Source organism: Thalassoroseus sp. (assembly GCF_984380535.1).
In genome coordinates this window covers 189,466-205,887 of the sequence record NZ_CFHRBF010000012.1, presented here as the reverse complement: position 1 = coordinate 205,887, position 16,422 = coordinate 189,466, and the positions used below count along the sequence as shown (strand labels likewise).

Genomic DNA, 16,422 nt, shown 5'->3' with positions numbered 1-16,422 from the left:
CAAAGAATGTTCGCCGACAAAGGTCAATTGGAAGTTCCGTTCGGCATGTGCCGGTTGGCTAATTCCTGATGATAAGTTGCAAGCTGATCCTTACCCACCGCCTGATAATACTCAGCTAACATTCGATGCGCTTCAGCGTGGTCGGGTTCGATATCGACAACGCTTCGCAACCATTCGGCGGCATCGACGGGCGAATCGTATTTCATCAGAGTCGAACCGATGTCAAACCGCAAATCGGCATCGTCGGGCTCCGTCAGTACGTCTTCCATCAAACGGCGAGCTCGCTGCAAAGCCGGTCGCGCTTCGGCAGCATACTCCAGATGGTGTTTGGCCTCGGCGTTTTGTCCATCCATTTGCAAAGCCGATCCATAGATGAACCGAGCCTCACTGTTTTTTGGCTCTGACTTCACAAGCGGTTCCAATATTCGCACTGCCTCTTCGGCTTGACCGGCATCGAGTTCCAATCGACCAAGCGTAAGCCGGGCTTTGTCAAACTCCGGATCGGATTCGAGCAGCTCCGTAAGCACGCGACGACTTTCTTCGATGTGCCCCTCCCCGATCAAGCATTCCGCTAAGCCACACCGTGCATCGGGATCATCGGGATGACGCTCAAGCAGCAATCGAAAATGTTGCATCGCCTGCTGATATTGATGTCGCGTGACCAACAGCAGAGCTAAGTTTAGACGCGCCTCTTTGTGGTTGGCATCTAGCTTCAAGGCATGTTCGAACGAATCAATCGCTTCGCCTTCATTCCGCATGTTTAACTGAATGAGTCCACGAACAAAATGAGGCTGAGGATCCTCCGGATACTCAGCTTGCCAAGGCTCAAGGAGCCCGAGTGCGTCTTGAAACCGATAGGCGACCAAGTATCCGTTGACGAAAGCTTCGCAGATCTCGCGGCCATCTTCACCGGCATTGACCAGCAGATCGGGTAATTGCTGTTCGACCTCAGACAGACGCCCGATCTGGGCAAGAGCAAGTTTCTGTTCGCGGTCCAGGCGATTGGCCGGGTATCCCAGCTTTGCGGCCTTCTTCAAGTGTGCTTGCATCTGATCGATGTCACCGCCTCGTCGTGCGGTCCGTGCGAGCAAAAATTGCACCTCGGGGTTGTCCGGGGATTTTTGTTCTGCACGAGACAGAGAGACCAAGGCCGCTTCGAGATCTCGCTGCTGCAACGCTGCCTCAGCATCAGCGAGATCCTGCTGCCTGAAGGGGCTGTAAAGGTAAATAGCGCCCAGTGCCGCTAAGACGATCATAAGACCAAGAAATCGCCAAGCTTGCCAGTTCATAGATGAAGACCGCCAGTTGTCTGTTCTTAGTGTACGCTCCCGTTCAGACAATCGATCATTCGAAAAAAAGAATTGGAGTGTTGACAAAGGAGATTATTTATGTTTCCTTATAAAGTGTCATACGGTGTTGCTTAAACTATTCTACCATGTTCGAGAAGTCAATTCTTTCGTCATTCCGACATCACTTCTCGTCATCCGACAGTTCTTTCTTAAAAACCAGACATTCATCGCCGATACTCTCGGTGTTGTTACCTGTTTCCAATGCCTCTCTCAATTTTTCTTTTTTGGAAAGTGATCCAATGGTTTGTCGGAACAAACGACGCTTGGCATTTACGTTGATTGAACTGCTCGTTGTGATCGCGATTATTGCGATTCTGATCGCTCTGCTATTGCCGGCAGTCCAACAAGCGCGTGAAGCCGCTCGTCGAACCCAGTGCAAGAATAACCTGAAGCAGTATGGATTGGCTTTGCACAACTATCACGACACGTACGGTTCGTTTCCGATCGGTGGTTCTGGTTGGGGGGGGAACCCGTTGGTCGGATGGCAGGTTCGGATCTTGCCCTTCACCGAACAAAACAACCTGTTCGATCAGCTAGATTTCCAGGGCCTGTCAACGACAAACTGGGCCGGTGGAACAGGCGACTGTTCTCGTCAGATTCTGTCAGACGGACAAGAAGCCCGAGCGCATCAAGTTCCTTACGCCATGTGTCCTTCAGATACGTCTGAGAGTATCCGCGGTGGATGGGCTCAATCGAGCTATTGTGGTTCGCTAGGTTCGAACAGCACGCCGTCAGCCGACAGCAGCTGTAATACGTGGCAAAGCTGGGCCGATCCTGGAACATCGGGGCATGGAAACTCGACTAGCAAATCGGCGATTTCCGGAATGTTTTCCCGGATCGGACTTGTGGTCAATATGGCTAACGTCCAAGACGGAACGTCGAGTACAATCTTCGTCGGTGAGATTCTCAACCGCTGCACTGACCATGGTTCCGGCTGGTGGAACTATAACGGAGGGGGAAATGCCCACGCTTCGACCGTTGTGCCTGTGAATGACATGACAACCTGCCCGAACGAACCGAACCCCACAAATCCGTCCTGTACGGCCCAGAACAACTGGAACTACTCTTGGGGCTTCCGTTCGGAGCATGCTGGGGGAGCTCAATTCTTATTCGTCGATGGTTCGACCCACTTCATCAGTGAGAACATCGACCACGAATCCTACCAAAGACTGGGTGGACGTGCAGACGGACAAACCGTCGCGTTCCCATAGTTTGCACTTCTCGGTTCTAGCACGATCACTGACTGCTCGTTCCTTCAAGGTCCAATAGCCGCTAGCGAAGGATATTCGCCGGCGGCTGTTTCTACGGTCATTGTATTTTTGCTTGTATCAATAGTCCTTTGTGTAGCCTTCGTTCATCACAGTATTTCATCGCCGCCACATCATCGGGAGACCATGCCGGTATGTCTCGTATTCGAAGTCTGATCGTTGCCAATTCACTCCTCGCCATGCTGATTGCATTTCCTGGATGCGGGGGTCAAGACGGCCCCGAGAAGGCTCCAGTAAGTGGCGAAGTCAAGCTCCAAGGTGCCCCCCTCCCCGAAGCGGTCGTCATGATTGTTCCGTCGGACGGTCCGGTCGCTGCGGCTACAACGGATGGTGAGGGAAAATTCGACATACCTAACGGCGTGGTTGTTGGTCCCGTGAAGGTGACCGTCGAAGCTATCGTTGGTAGTGAAGAACCCGACGTGCCGCAGTATGACGAAACCGATCCCGCGTCGATGGCAAATGCGATGAAAGCGTACGAACAAAACAAAGACAAACAACAAGGTCCTAAGTCGCTAATTCCCAAAAAATACGCTGATCTCAAGCAAACTCCGCTGTCTTATGAAGTCATAAACGGCGAAGACAATCACTTCGTGATTGAAATCGAGAAGTAGATTAACTTGTCGCGAAAAACAGACCACATCGTGCCTGTGGACAATCTACCAAGCGAAAGAGACTTGCCAAAGTCGCCAGTTCGTCAGCTTGTAGCCGTCATCGGCCTCCTTGTCGTTATTGGGATCGGACTGGTTTTGGTTCTTGCCAACACAACGGCGGAACCGAGCTTCAACTTTGGGTCGCCAGATCAAGCTTTCCAAGCCGGTCTTGATGCTCTTGCGACCCGCGACGTTCCCCAGGCCAAGGCTGCGATCAATTTTCTAGAATCTCAGCCTGGCTACGATCGCCACGCCCGATTGTTGCAAGGGGCTGTCCTACTACGGAACGGACATCCTGAGTTGGCACTTCAGCATTTTGCGGCAGTTGCTCCTGAGGGTGAATTGCGTCAACCGGCATTACTCTATGCGGGCGAAGCACTCTACAAAACTGGGCAATTTCAACCAGCGGAAACGTGTTTTCAGCAACTGCGAGAACTAAAGCCCAACGAGGTTGATGCAATTCGTTGGCTCGCCGCGATTGCTTACGACTGTGGACGAATGGATAAAGCCGTCGCATTATTGAATGAATTAGTCAAGCACGTCCCGGACGATCCCTCGCCCCATCGGTTGATGGGGTTAATTCATAAAGATTTCGAGCAATACCCCATAGCTATTCAAGACTATCAACATGCGCTTGAACGCAATCCTTCTCCTCATGTCCGCCAAGAAGTCGCCGCCGAACTCGCCACATGTTTGATTGCCGAGCGAAACTATGAGGCGGCGTTGACCGTTTTAGCTGAGACCAGCTCGACACCACGGATAAAAGTCATGCAGAGCCGATGTCTATGGTCACTTGGTCAGCAAGAAGAGGCAATCGCGCAACTCAAAGGGCTGCAGAACTCGGACAATCCTGAAGTGTTGTTCTGGAGAGCCCACGTCCTAATAGAACAAGGGCGTACCGCCGAGGCCGTTCCATTGCTCAAACGAGGGCTCGATCAAGAGCCGCATGATACCACTGCTCGATACCAATTAGCACTGGCCTATCGCGCACTAGGTGACCAGGACCAAAGTCAATCCGAGATTGAAAAGTTCGAGCGTTCCAAGCAGTTGCTAGACGAACTGACGGTGCTGAGCGAGCAGGCGATGAAGGAACCATACGACTCAACCATTAGAGAGCAGATGGCGGATGTATGCGATCAACTCCAACGCCCAAAGATGGCGGCCGCGTGGCGAAAAGCTGCCAGTTCGATGAAGTAAATCGAGAACGACTGGTTGTTGCTAAACACTATTGATTCGTGAGAGACAGTCAATAACGACACGTCCGCGACCGCAGCGATTGGAGCGAAATTTCGCCGGATCTAGACGGGTTCACTTCCGGCCGGTTCGGGCGGAGGAAGGTTTGGTCGGCTTCCAACTCGGTCACTTAGCACAATCGCGATGGAGACCAAAATGGTAGCTAAGGCGAACCAAATCATGCGAATGGTCGTTTTATCAGCAATTAAGAATTCAATCTTCTCACCGGGGAGAGCAATTGAAATAATGAGTACATAGGCAATAGCAGCAGCGACTCCCCCAAGAAGCCCGCCTGCAGCTGACATGAGGACTGCTTTTCGGGTTCCAATACCAACCCCCCGCGCAAGCCCCGCTCCAAAACCGATCAATCCTAACATGATCGAATGGGCGAACATCAACCCTCCAAGATCACGCACGGATTCAACGAAATTGAGACGCACGTAACGACCGCCCCATCCACCCAATGCACCACATGACATTCCGATAACTAATCCAAGGAGCGTTATCGCGATTCCTTGCCCGAGTGTCGATCGACAGCAGCATCCGCAAGCTGTGTGTGCCAAGGCGAGTCCGCCGCCAGCGATCGCCGCGATTAATATCGTATTCCAAGTTGTAACCTGAGTCGACGCAGCTAGGTACTTCGTCAACAACTCAGAGGATATCTCAGCCGGTAGATTCTGAAATTCTTCCGGAAGTTGAAACACGGGATGCACAGTTTCGACAACAGAGAACAGAACCGCTAAGAAAACGAATGCGACTATGATCGAAAGCCAAACAGGTTTTGAGGATCTTGTGGTCATTGTTGATGTCCTGGTGGATGTAGAACACTCACCGAAGCGGCTTGCTGGATCGGTCGATCTTAGTACTTGTGATGAGAAGTTTGATGGTTTTCCTTATGCCATAAAGTCGGCTTGAAAGCTAGTAAGGAACACAAGGAAGTTGCCGGTGGCTTCTGCATGGTCGAAGCCTAAAGACAAAGGCACTTCCGCTTTTGTCGCGTCACCTGCAAGACCGTGATACGGTTTCGTCGGCGATGAGGCAGGCTCAATCCCCCAGTTATGTTTGGCCGTGAAACACTCCACGCGTGAAATAGGGTGGGAAACCGTTGACAAAACGTCTCGCTCGTGTGTACACCATCTACAGGTGAATTGATCTCTCCCGATTTCCCAGGAGTCCAATTTCAGGTTGTCGCGGTGCGGAATCGACGAATTTCGTGTGCATGGCTGCGAACTCACTTCTGGCCCGCTCCTCTTTTATTGTCTGTCTTGAAGACTGCTGTGTCTGGCTTTGTCCATAGTTGGTTCATCGCGATGGAGATCTGCGAACTGTAGTATCGTGTGGAGTCTTCAATGATGTTTTCTAAGGTCGTAAGATCGCGCCAATTGATTTTTCTGGCTTCCGTTGATTATCCACTGAGAAAACCGGCACGTATTTCACTTGCATCATTTGGCGGTTAAGAATTTGTAGTATGGGTTAGCCGATCACACGACGGTGGTTTTCTACAACGACTCAGTCGGTATTTTCGGTCCGCGGCAATTCTCGCATACGGAGTAGAGAGCAGTAAAAAACGCAACCCATTCTGCTTTGTCTTTGATGGTGACGGTCAGCGTAGGAGCTGTCGACATGCTCCATCTTGCATACGGCAAACCTAGGAATCGGAGCGGAGCATGAACAGCAACAAGCCTCTATCTCGGTACGTCTTAGGCGGACCGCTGTTGCAGGCTTTGGGGCATCGCCTGCGAGACATTCGAAAATCCCGTTGCCCAACCATAGGCACGGGAAATACTCGAATTCGTATCCGCTTTCGTGGTTTCACTTTGATCGAGTTGCTAGTGGTAATTGCTATCATTGGCGTCCTCATCGCACTCCTGTTGCCGGCTGTTCAAAGTGCTCGTGAGGCCGCACGTCGAGCCCAATGTCGAAGCCACCTGCGACAGTTTGGCCTCGCCTTGCAGAACTATCATGATCCTCACGGAAGTTTCCCACCAGCCGTCGTAGCTAGTAGTGATAGCACGCGGATCTACGCGACTGGTCACGCTATGTTGTTGCCATACTTTGAACAGGGGAACCTGGCCGACAAGTACGATCCTACACGTGAAGTCTTTTTTCAGGACCCGAGCGTCCTCGCGACACCCGTGCCGATCTTCAACTGCCCCTCGAACTCGAAGGAAGCGACCGTCACGTTCGCAATTCTTGGTTCGTTCGGTGTGCCCCAAACTTATGCAAGTACTGACTACATCTACTGCAAGGGAGCGAATGACTCTTTCTGTCATTCACCCGCTTTCATTACTCGTCCTGAGGCGGGGGTCTTTTATTCCAACTCAGTCGTTCGTCTTGAACATATCACGGACGGTACAAGCAATACAATCTGTATGGGCGAGGGAGCCGGCGGTTCGCAGTGGCTACTTTGTCGGGGAGTGGGGTGTAACACTGCTTTCTCCGGCGGACTAGGAGTCCAAGCAGCGACTGGGGCTTGGCCACTAGGTGCTGTAGGGTCAGACGGGTTCTCTAGCCTAGGTTTCTTGACGGGCGGGTTGTGGGGGAGCACGATCGAACCTCCGAACAAGCGACCGGTGACAGATAGTTGGATCGATATTCCTGCGATGAATGACTGTCGCCCCAGTCATCAGGGAGGCACGCACAGCACAGCCAATTTTCGGAGCGACCATCCCGGCGGAGTGAACTTCCTATGGGCGGATGGTTCCGTGCGTTTTCTATCGGAAAACGTCGATCTGGCAACCTACCGGCATCTTTCGACCAAAGCAGAAGGAATCGCTGCAGAACTTCCCTGACCAATACGCCGGTCGTCTATAGGGGCAGTGAATTGCTGAAACGCAAACACAAAAAGGGTCGATGGTGCTATCGGTCGGAGCAACTTATTTCTAGGACCATTGATTCAGTTCGTTCTCCAAAGTTTGACAAAGCTTTGATCGCACCACTAACTCCATCTGATATCAATGACGAGGATCTGTGCGATTTCGTAGTTGCAGGCGGTTTTTTTAAGCGATTAGATCATGGTACGTCTTGGCATAAGTTGTTGGATGCACCAACCAAGTTTTATCGCTCGTGACACCGTGATGCCGTTTAGTCGAGGTATACGAATTCGTTTGAGTTCAAAATGGCCATACAGACACTGAGTATGTTCTCGCGAAGCCGCGTTTGGTCTTGTTCTAGGAATTCTTGGATGTGCTTGTGTTCGCTGGTTCGGGCTGTTCTTGCCAGGGTGATTCGAAAAAGTTCGTCGATCAACGCCTGGTGCCCGGTTGGTGAGTTCTCGAAGCCTTGGGCTAGAAGTCGATCACGTAAACCCGATGCGGCTTGCAACGTCAGTTCGCTATTGAGCATTTGCAGCGATTGGGTAGCTGTTGTGGAGCGGTTGCGACGTGCACATGATGCGCCCGCATCCGGTCGGTCGAAGACGTCGAAGATCGGATAACGGAGATTTCGCCGCGCGAACACATAGATGCTGCGTCGATAATGATTGCGGGCGTCGCTGTCTGTCTTCCACTGTCCGTTGAGAAGCGTTTTTACCAATTCCTGAGGCAAGGGGGGCATGACACTTGGGCCGCCGTACTCGCGGTTCAACTGCCCACTCACTGATAGTAGTGCATCTCGAATTATCTCGCCTTCCAGGCGAACACGGGGAAAGCGACTATAAAATTGATTACTAGGATCCGCTTCTAATGCCGATTCGAATGCGACTTGTTCGGTCGGGTCAGCGGAACGAAGATAGCTTGCTTGCTGGAATGTCGCCGAAGATAGAATCAAGCGGTGTAGATGTTTTAAACTCCAACCATTGTCGCGTAACTCCGAAGCTAACCAATCTAACAACTGCGGATGTGACGGCCCGACGGCGACGACACCGAAATCACTGGGATTTTCACAGAGGCTCATGCCGAAGTGGTGCTGCCAAACACGGTTGGCGATAACACGGGCAGTGAGCGGGTTTTCTTCCTGAAAAAGCCATTCGGCAAATTCCTGTCTTGGATGCTTAGTATCAAAGTCCTGATGCGTTGATTCCGTGCATGCGATTCGTGGCGGTTTGGGTTGAACTCGTGGCCCTTGGTTCGACAATTCGCCGCGACGGTAGAGATAGGGAGAAACGGATTGTTGTTGCGTCGCCAATTGCAAAACCGGTCGATCGCGTTTCATCTCGGGAATCGCGGACTCGAAAATCCCACGCAAGCGGTAGAAGTCGGCTTGGCTGATAGGGTCGTACTTGTGGTCATGGCATTGAGCACAGTGCATCTGCAAACCGAGCAAAGATGCCCCGATGGTTGAGGCAATCTCGTTGAGTTTGTCATGTCGACGCAAATCTTGCTCGTTAATATCAGGCATGTCCGGGCCGGCGAGACAAAACATCGTGGCGATGGCATCGTCCTTGTTGCCGGTTTGATCGCCCGTTAATTGCAGTTTGATGAAGCGGTCGTAGGGCATGTCTTGGTTGAACGCATCAATGACCCATTGCCGATATTTCCATGCACCGCTACGGACTTTGTCGTGCTCGAAACCATCGGTCTCGGCGAAGCGGGCCAAATCCAACCAATGCTGTGCCCACCGTTCGCCGTATGCAGGGGAACTCAAGAAGCGTTCGATGAGCCGTTGGTATGCGTCGGGGCGGTCATCGTTCTGAAATTCCGTCAGTTCCTGTGGCGACGGTGGCAATCCGAGAAGATCGAACTTGACGCGTCGGAGCAGCGTGGCCCGGGATGCTCGTGGCATTGACGCGAGATTGTTCTCTTCGAGTTGCTTTTGAATGAAGATGTCAATCGGATTCTGAACGCGAGATAAATCATTCAGTGCCGGCAAATCAGGACGTGTGATGGGTTGGAACGACCAGTGATCGCGATCCACATCGTCGATGGCCGGTTCTGAGATTTCCGCATCCGATTCTGTTTTGCGCTCTTCAGCTTCAGAGAAACCGGACCAGTTGAGAAGCATCGCGAGCGGGAATACCAGTTGAGTGAAACGCGTCATGCGAGGATCTCCCGGACAATCTCCACGTCGTCGGTGGGGCCGATGAGCCGTTCATCGAGGCCGTTGTGGTAGTAGGACAGTGCTTCCGGATCGACTCCAAGAATGTGCAATAGCGTGGCATGCAGGTTGCGAATGTGGACGGGGTTTCCCGCCGCACGCAAACCGACGGGATCGGTCGCACCATGCACCATGCCACCTTTGACGGCACCACCGGCGAGCCATATGCTGTACCCCCACGGATTATGATCCCGACCCGTGCCGGATTCGCTCATCGGCATGCGACCAAATTCGCCGCCCCACACGACGAGCGTATCATCCCAGAGCCCACGCTGTTTGAGGTCGTTCAACAAGGCCGCTACGGGTTGATCAGTCGCCAAACAATGGCTGGTATGGTTGGACTTCACATCTTTGTGAGCATCCCATCCGTTGGTGTCGCCCGAGTAAACTTGCACAAATCGCACTCCGCGTTCGACCATGCGTCTCGCGAGTAGACAGCGTTGGCCGAAGTCTTGGGTCTCTTTTCTATCGAGACCGTATTGCTGCTGCGTGGCTTTGGTTTCCTGATTAATATCGACTAACTCCGGTGCAGCCGACTGCATGCGAAACGCAAGTTCGTAGGCTTGAATACGAGCGTTTAATTCGTCGTCACCGTTTCGCATCGCGAGGTGTTCGCGGTTCAAAAATCCGGTGAGTTCGAGTGTGTCACGTTGTTGAGTTTGCGAGAATCCTTTCGGGGGTTTGAGGTGCAAAATGGGTTCCGCACCTGCCCGCATTGTGACTCCTTGGTAAGTGGCGGGTAGAAACCCGTTCCCCCAGGCTGGTGGACCGCCTTTGAGTCCACCTTTCGGGTCCGGTAGCACGACGAATGCGGGGAGGTTTTCGTTATCAGAACCCAGGCCATATGCCACCCAACTGCCGACACTGGGTCGCCCCATCAAGATACTGCCGGTATTCATCTGATAGACGGACTGCGGATGATTGACGCTGTCGCCATGCATGCTCCGAATGACGCATAAATCGTCCGCATGTTTCGCGATCTCTGGTAGGAAGTCGCTGATTTCAATCCCGGAATCGCCTCGCGGTTGGAATGGCCGAATTGGTCCTAATAGCGGATTGCTGGCAACTTTGCGACGGGTGCGAATCATCCCGAAACTTTCCGGGATCGGCTGCCCGGCTAAGCGTTTGAGTTCGGGTTTTGGATCGAACAAGTCGACATGGCTCGGCCCACCATGCATGAACAACCAAATGATCCGTTTAGCCTTCGCCCGTGCGGGATCGAACCAGGAGCGATTCTGCGTTTCCGCGTATGCTGCTGACGAGAAACCCGTCGGTTGCATCGCGGACAGGGCGATTGCCCCGAATCCCGCCCCGGCGGTGGCGAGAAAACGACGTCGATCAAACGGAGATGGGTTGTTGAACATGGTTCATCCCGAGTGACGAGGGAGCGAATGATGCGAAAAGTGCCAGCGGCGTCACATAGTCAGTCTTGGTAGTCCTGTCCGTTATGGCTGTGCATGACCGACTCCTGCCAGTCAGCTAAGTCGGCTTTCATCGAACGGACATTGTCGGCATGATCTTCGAGGATGTTCTCGGTTTCCTTCGGATCGGATTTGAGGTTGTACAATTCATACCGGATTTGACCGCCTTTGACCGGAATTCGATGCAGCTTGAAATCGTCTTTAATCCAGGCAGCGTGTCCGGGGAACTCGCCGGAGGTTTCGATCGGCACAATTTCCCCAGCATCGGCATCGAGCATTTCTGGGTTATCGAATGCGGTCCCGGCTTGAAGTTCCTTGCGATATTGCTGCAACATTTCGTGACTCTTACGACCACGCCCGCCGACCGGATATTGCCAGAAGCCCACGCCGGGACGTTGTTGTTTCGATCCCGTGATCGTTGGTTTCAGACTCACACCATCGAGCACCGGGATCTGTTTTCCGAGTTCACCGAGATCGGCATCGACAAGACTGATTAGCGTCGGAAAGATATCCACGGTGTTGGCCCGAATCGACGTTCGCTGTGGCGACTTGACGACGGCCGGCCATTCGATGATGGCGGGCACTTTCAAACCGCCCTCCCAGAGGCTGCCTTTTTGCCCACGCAGTCCGCCAGTGGAACCGGGTCTGCGGGCACCGTTGTCGCTGGTGTACCACAGCAGCGTATTGTCGGCGATGTTCATTTCACGCAACTGTTTACGGAGATGCCCCATGGATTGGTCGATGCCGGTGATCTCGCCGTAATAATTTTGCAGGCTGGGTTTTTGTTCCGGGTACAGTTTCTTGAGATGATCTTGAGCGACATGCGGCGTGTGAGGGTTGCCAAACCAAATGACCGCTAGGAACGGTTGTTTGCGGTCGGCGGCTGATTTCATGAAATCGAGTGCAAGGTCCACCGTGACCATCGAACTTTCGCCATCGGTTTCGATGACTTCGCCGTTCTGGCTGAGTAGCGGACTGTTCTCGTAGAAGTTCGGACTGGAAGCCCATACGTCGAACCCGCTGTTACCAGGATTGACCGGGCTGTTCTTGCGGACCGAACCCAAATGCCATTTCCCGAAGTGACCGGTCGTATAACCGGCCTTTTGCAACGCTTCGGCAATGGTGATTTCCTGTGGACGGAGGGTATGTCCCCAACTGAAGCAACCGAAACGATTGGGATGCCGACCGGTCAGAACGCTCCCGCGCGTCGGTGAACAAACCGGACATGCTGCATAGAAGTTGTCGAACCGCAAACCGGTGCGTGCCATCTCGTCGAGGACGGGCGTTTGCAGCACGGGATGCCCGTTATACGCGACATCGCCCCAGCCCTGGTCATCCGCCATACACAGGATGAAATTCGGGTGAGAAGCGTTTTCGTCCGCTGCGATAACCGGCGTCGCAATGTTGAGGCAGAACGCCATGACCACGAGAGCGAAGGACCAACCAAATCCAGGAAGCATAACCAATTGTTCTCCGTTACTCGAACGATGTATGTGCATTTGATGATGGATTAGTCTACCCTGGGTCGAGGGATGGATACCAGTCCACACGGAATCACAATGCGTATGGACGACTCGAAGTCACGCGGAAATCCTCGATACGGTTGATGAAGTGCGGCGATGCTGCGACAACATAAATTCCACAGACCCTTCAGCTCGGTTGTGGTTTCAATTCTCTCCGTCATTCTTCGATGAAAGCGTTCTACTCAATGAAGACATTTTCGTGTTGGGCAATTTTGCTGTGTCTGCTGACGACTGTTTGTGTCGCGGCTGAACCGGATGATCGGCTCGTGTTGGTTGGGGCGTCTTACCAGAAGAACGTGCTTGCCATCTGCGATGCCACCGGCAAGGTGTTGTGGAAACACGAAACCGCCGGACCGAAACGCGGGCACGCCGGCCATCACGATGTGCATTTGCTTCCGAATGGAACCATCCTGTTCCACGATTCCTGGACCAAACTCAAAGAGATCACGCTCGATAAGAAAATCGTCTGGGAATACGACAGCGCTCAACAGAATGGCAACGAAGATCGTCGGGTTGATGTCCACGCGTTCGATCGTTTGCCGAATGGGGAAACGGTGATTGTCGAAAGCGGAGTGGGACGCATCATTCACGTCGATCGCGGTGGAAAGTTGGTCAAGGAAATCCCTCTCGGCGATGGCGGACGCAAGCATACGCGGCTTACACGGGTTCTGGAAAACGGCCATTACCTCGTCTGTGCGGAAGATCCTGGCGTAGTCACGGAATACGACGGGAAAGGGAACATCGTGTGGGAGTACGAGATCGGCACGCGGGTTTTCGGTGCGATCCGGCTGGCCAATGGCAATACAATGATCTGCTCCGGCAATGGCAATAGTGTGGTTGAAGTGACACCGGAAAAAGAAGTTGTTTGGGAGGTCTCGAAAACGGTTCCCAAAACCGACATCACGCTCGGTTGGATGACGTGTCTTCAGGAACTTCCCAACGGCAACATCGTTGTCGGCAACTGCCATGCTGGTGAGAACAATCCCCAGATTTTCGAGATCACGAAAGACAAGCAAGTCGTGTGGGAATTTGATGAGTGGGATCTCGTCGGCAATGGATTAGCGTGTTGGCAGATTCTCGATGAGAAGCAATCCGCTCTCGTTCGTGAAAAGTTGGCTTCGCTCAAGCGCTGAGAATCGATGAAACCCATGTCAATACTCCGCCAGCAATTCGTAGTCTTCACTGTCGCGGTCTTGCCGACATCCACAGCGTGGTCGGCGGAAGTCGATTTCGTGAAAGACGTCCGTCCGATCTTCGAAAAACATTGCTACGCCTGTCACGCGGGCGATGAGCAAAAAAGTGGTTTTCGGTTGGACGTCAAATCCGCCGCCTTCGCCGGGGGCGACCTGTATGAAAGCCCGATCGTTCCCGGTGACGCGAATGCGAGTTTTCTGATTCAGTTTACCCGCAACAAAGACGGTGAACTCGTGATGCCACCGGAGGGTGACGGGTTGACTGTCGATGAAGTGGCAACGCTCACGAAATGGATCAACAACGGTGGGAATTGGCCGGATGGTGTGGACTTGGCTACGCTGGTCGACAAACGCGATCACTGGTCGTTCAAACCGATCACCGACCCCGTTCCGCCGCCCGTGCAAGCCGACGATTGGCCGCGCGATGAAATCGACCGCTTCATCCTTGCGAAACTCGAACAGGCTGAACTCACACCCTCGCTTCCGGCCACACGAGCAGAATGGTTGCGACGGGTCACGTACGACTTAACCGGTCTGCCACCAACCCCGGCCGAACTGAAAAACTTTCTCGACGACAACCAACCGAATGCATTTGAAAAGGTGACCGATCGATTGTTGGCATCGCCGAAATATGGCGAGCGATGGGCTCAGCATTGGTTGGATGTTGTACGCTACGCCGACACGCATGGGTTTGAGGTCAACACAGAGCGACCGAACGCTTGGCCGTATCGGGATTATGTCATCGACGCCTTCAACCGGGACACGCCCTACGATCAATTCGTGAAAGAACAACTCGCGGGCGATCAACTCGGACAAGATGCCGCGACCGGATTTCTGGTGACGGCATCGGTCTTATTACCGGGGCAGATTGGGAAAGACGAAGAGTCCAAACGGCTTGCCCGGCAAGATTCGCTTGATGAAATTGTGACCAATATCGGACAAACGTTTCTCGGGATGAGCATCGGCTGTGCTCGTTGTCACGATCACAAGTTCGACCCCATTTCGCAGAAGGAATACTACGCGATGCAGGCGTTCGTCGCCGGTGTCGAATACCTCGATCGTGATGCCAACACACCGCAGGCGAACGCCGCACGAGAGCAAATCGCTCAATGCGAAAAGCGGATCGCAACCATCGATACTGCGTTGCGAAACTTCGTTCCCGTGGCCAATGTGCAAGCCGATTCGCCGACACGATCACCCGTGAACGCCGAGTTGAACATCGATCGCTTTCCGCCGGTGATCACGCAACGCATGCGGTTTTCGATCCAATCGACGAACAACCTTGAGCCATGTATCGATGAATTCGAAATCATCAGCACCAGTGGTGAAAACGTGGCGTTGGCGAGTCTCGGAGCAACGGTGCTAGCGTCCGGTAGCAAGATTTCGCCGAACCGTCATCAACTCGAATTTGTGAATGACGGCCAATATGGAAATTCCCGAAGTTGGGTGTCGAACGAAGTCGGTCAGGGCTGGTTGGAGTTCACGCTTCCCGAACCGGTCGAGATTGAACGGGTCCAATGGGGACGTGATCGCAACAAACAATTCAAAGATCGCTTGCCGACGGCTTACGAGATTTCCGTGGCAACAGCCGCTGACGAATGGCAACTCGTCGCCAGTTCCCAAGACCGCCGGGCCTACAATCCGCAAGACAACGGTTGGAAGTTCAGTCCCGAATCGCTCAACAAGGAACAGAAAAAACAATCCAGCCGATTACTCCAAGAGAAGAAAAATCTCGACGCGGACATTCGGCGGTTGTCCCAGCGGCTTAAGATCTTCGCCGGCCGATTTCGCGAGCCTGACGAGATTCATGTGCTCCGCCGAGGCGATCCCGAGCAACCGTTGGAGTTGGTGTCCGCGAACATCCCGGACGTCTTCGGCTCGATCTCACCGACTCGTCAAGATACGGAATCGAACCGTCGAAGCGAGTTGGCGGCATGGATCGTCGACCCGAACAATCCGCTTACGACGCGGGTCATGGTCAACCGCATTTGGCAATCCCATTTCGGCGTGGGTCTGGTCGATACGCCGAACGACTTCGGTCGCATCGGAACCACTCCTTCGCATCCCGAATTGCTGGACTATCTTGCCCGTGAATTCATGCGGTCGGGCTGGTCGATGAAAGCATTGCACCGTCGCATTGTGCTATCGGCAACCTATCGGCAGTCAAGTTTGTCCCACTCCGGTGGAACCGAACGAGACGCCGACGTGCGGTTGTTGTGGCGGTATCCGACGCGACGACTCGATGGTGAATCGATCCGCGATTCCATTCTGCAAATTAGCGGAGAGTTGAATCCAAAATCCGGCGGTCCGGGGTTTGATCTGTTTGACAAACGTGGGGGGCTCACCGGTTTTAAGCCGATTGAAGTTTTCCCGCGGAACGGTTTACGGCGGATGATTTACGCGCACCGGGTTCGCCGAGAACGCGATCGTGTGTTCGGCGCGTTCGATTGCCCCGACGGTGGTCAAAGTGCGCCGCGACGTCGAAACTCGACCACGCCGATTCAGGCGTTGAACCTGCTCAACAGTCGCTTCGTGATCGACCAATCGGCCGCGTTCGCAAAACGTGTGGCAACCGAACACCCCGTAGACGTCGACGAGCAAATCCGAGCCGCGTTCGTGTTGGCCCTCAGTCGCGAACCGAGTGCCAGCGAGACTCGCGAATTACGTGAAGTTGTCGAGAAACACGGTTTGCAACCGCTGTGTCGCGCGTTGTTCAACTCCAACGAATTCTTGTTCATCCCGTGAGGCAGT

General features: G+C 53.4%; 11 protein-coding genes. 6 read left to right on the top strand and 5 right to left on the bottom strand.

Going from position 1 to position 16,422, the window contains the following annotated elements; translation table 11 throughout:
• Positions 1-23: 23 nt before the first annotated feature.
• Positions 24-1,289: a tetratricopeptide repeat protein gene (locus AC5DDB_RS17820; RefSeq protein WP_491741099.1), complete on the bottom strand. Its 1,266-nt coding sequence runs from the start codon at positions 1,287-1,289 to the stop codon at positions 24-26.
• A 299-nt stretch (positions 1,290-1,588) separates the two neighbouring features.
• On the opposite strand from AC5DDB_RS17820, the gene AC5DDB_RS17815 reads away from it, so the two are divergent.
• The 3 genes from AC5DDB_RS17815 (at position 1,589) to AC5DDB_RS17805 (ending at position 4,464) form a co-directional block, all read left to right on the top strand.
• Positions 1,589-2,560, top strand: coding sequence for a DUF1559 domain-containing protein (locus tag AC5DDB_RS17815; protein WP_491741098.1), 972 nt, complete (start codon positions 1,589-1,591; stop codon positions 2,558-2,560).
• Between the two features lie 191 nt (positions 2,561-2,751).
• Positions 2,752-3,228, top strand: a complete 477-nt coding sequence (locus AC5DDB_RS17810; protein WP_491741097.1) for a carboxypeptidase-like regulatory domain-containing protein — start codon at positions 2,752-2,754, stop codon at positions 3,226-3,228.
• 6 nt (positions 3,229-3,234) lie between these two features.
• On the top strand, positions 3,235-4,464 hold the full coding sequence (locus tag AC5DDB_RS17805; RefSeq protein WP_491741096.1) for a tetratricopeptide repeat protein: 1,230 nt from the start codon (positions 3,235-3,237) through the stop codon (positions 4,462-4,464).
• A gap of 101 nt (positions 4,465-4,565) precedes the next feature.
• On the opposite strand, the gene AC5DDB_RS17800 is transcribed toward AC5DDB_RS17805, so the two are convergent.
• Positions 4,566-5,300 carry a hypothetical protein gene (locus tag AC5DDB_RS17800; RefSeq protein WP_491741095.1) on the bottom strand — a complete coding sequence of 245 codons (735 nt, stop codon included), beginning with the start codon at positions 5,298-5,300 and terminating at the stop codon, positions 4,566-4,568.
• A gap of 867 nt (positions 5,301-6,167) precedes the next feature.
• On the opposite strand from AC5DDB_RS17800, the gene AC5DDB_RS17795 reads away from it, so the two are divergent.
• Positions 6,168-7,292: a DUF1559 family PulG-like putative transporter gene (locus tag AC5DDB_RS17795; RefSeq protein ID WP_491741094.1), complete on the top strand. Its 1,125-nt coding sequence runs from the start codon at positions 6,168-6,170 to the stop codon at positions 7,290-7,292.
• 292 nt (positions 7,293-7,584) lie between these two features.
• Here the strand turns inward: AC5DDB_RS17795 and AC5DDB_RS17790 are convergent, their stop codons facing one another.
• Genes AC5DDB_RS17790 through AC5DDB_RS17780 form a run of 3 tightly spaced genes read right to left on the bottom strand, consistent with a single transcriptional unit; the run spans position 7,585 to position 12,415 of the window.
• Positions 7,585-9,477, bottom strand: coding sequence for a DUF1549 and DUF1553 domain-containing protein (locus AC5DDB_RS17790; protein ID WP_491741093.1), 1,893 nt, complete (start codon positions 9,475-9,477; stop codon positions 7,585-7,587).
• The gene (locus AC5DDB_RS17785; protein ID WP_491741092.1) at positions 9,474-10,898 is read right to left on the bottom strand and encodes a DUF1501 domain-containing protein; all 1,425 of its coding nucleotides are present in this window, start codon (positions 10,896-10,898) and stop codon (positions 9,474-9,476) included. Before AC5DDB_RS17785 ends, AC5DDB_RS17790 begins: the two co-directional genes overlap by 4 nt.
• A 59-nt stretch (positions 10,899-10,957) precedes the next feature.
• On the bottom strand, positions 10,958-12,415 hold the full coding sequence (locus tag AC5DDB_RS17780) for a sulfatase-like hydrolase/transferase (protein WP_491741091.1): 1,458 nt from the start codon (positions 12,413-12,415) through the stop codon (positions 10,958-10,960).
• Positions 12,416-12,663: 248 nt separating this feature from the next.
• Here AC5DDB_RS17780 and AC5DDB_RS17775 point away from each other — a divergent pair, with 248 nt between their 5' ends.
• Positions 12,664-13,611 (top strand): outer membrane protein assembly factor BamB family protein, encoded by a 948-nt coding sequence (locus AC5DDB_RS17775; protein WP_491741090.1) that lies wholly within the window; start codon positions 12,664-12,666, stop codon positions 13,609-13,611.
• 15 nt (positions 13,612-13,626) lie between these two features.
• On the top strand, positions 13,627-16,416 hold the full coding sequence (locus AC5DDB_RS17770; RefSeq protein ID WP_491741089.1) for a PSD1 and planctomycete cytochrome C domain-containing protein: 2,790 nt from the start codon (positions 13,627-13,629) through the stop codon (positions 16,414-16,416).
• The last annotated feature ends 6 nt before the right edge of the window (positions 16,417-16,422 follow it).

Coding starts and splice junctions, on each gene's coding strand:
- AC5DDB_RS17820 (WP_491741099.1), bottom strand. CDS start 1,289: ATGAACTGGCAAGCTTGGCGATTTCTTGGTCTTATGATCGTCTTAGCG.
- AC5DDB_RS17775 (WP_491741090.1), top strand. CDS start 12,664: ATGAAGACATTTTCGTGTTGGGCAATTTTGCTGTGTCTGCTGACGACT.
- AC5DDB_RS17790 (WP_491741093.1), bottom strand. CDS start 9,477: ATGACGCGTTTCACTCAACTGGTATTCCCGCTCGCGATGCTTCTCAAC.
- AC5DDB_RS17810 (WP_491741097.1), top strand. CDS start 2,752: ATGTCTCGTATTCGAAGTCTGATCGTTGCCAATTCACTCCTCGCCATG.
- AC5DDB_RS17770 (WP_491741089.1), top strand. CDS start 13,627: ATGTCAATACTCCGCCAGCAATTCGTAGTCTTCACTGTCGCGGTCTTG.
- AC5DDB_RS17800 (WP_491741095.1), bottom strand. CDS start 5,300: ATGACCACAAGATCCTCAAAACCTGTTTGGCTTTCGATCATAGTCGCA.
- AC5DDB_RS17780 (WP_491741091.1), bottom strand. CDS start 12,415: ATGCTTCCTGGATTTGGTTGGTCCTTCGCTCTCGTGGTCATGGCGTTC.
- AC5DDB_RS17815 (WP_491741098.1), top strand. CDS start 1,589: ATGGTTTGTCGGAACAAACGACGCTTGGCATTTACGTTGATTGAACTG.
- AC5DDB_RS17785 (WP_491741092.1), bottom strand. CDS start 10,898: ATGTTCAACAACCCATCTCCGTTTGATCGACGTCGTTTTCTCGCCACC.
- AC5DDB_RS17795 (WP_491741094.1), top strand. CDS start 6,168: ATGAACAGCAACAAGCCTCTATCTCGGTACGTCTTAGGCGGACCGCTG.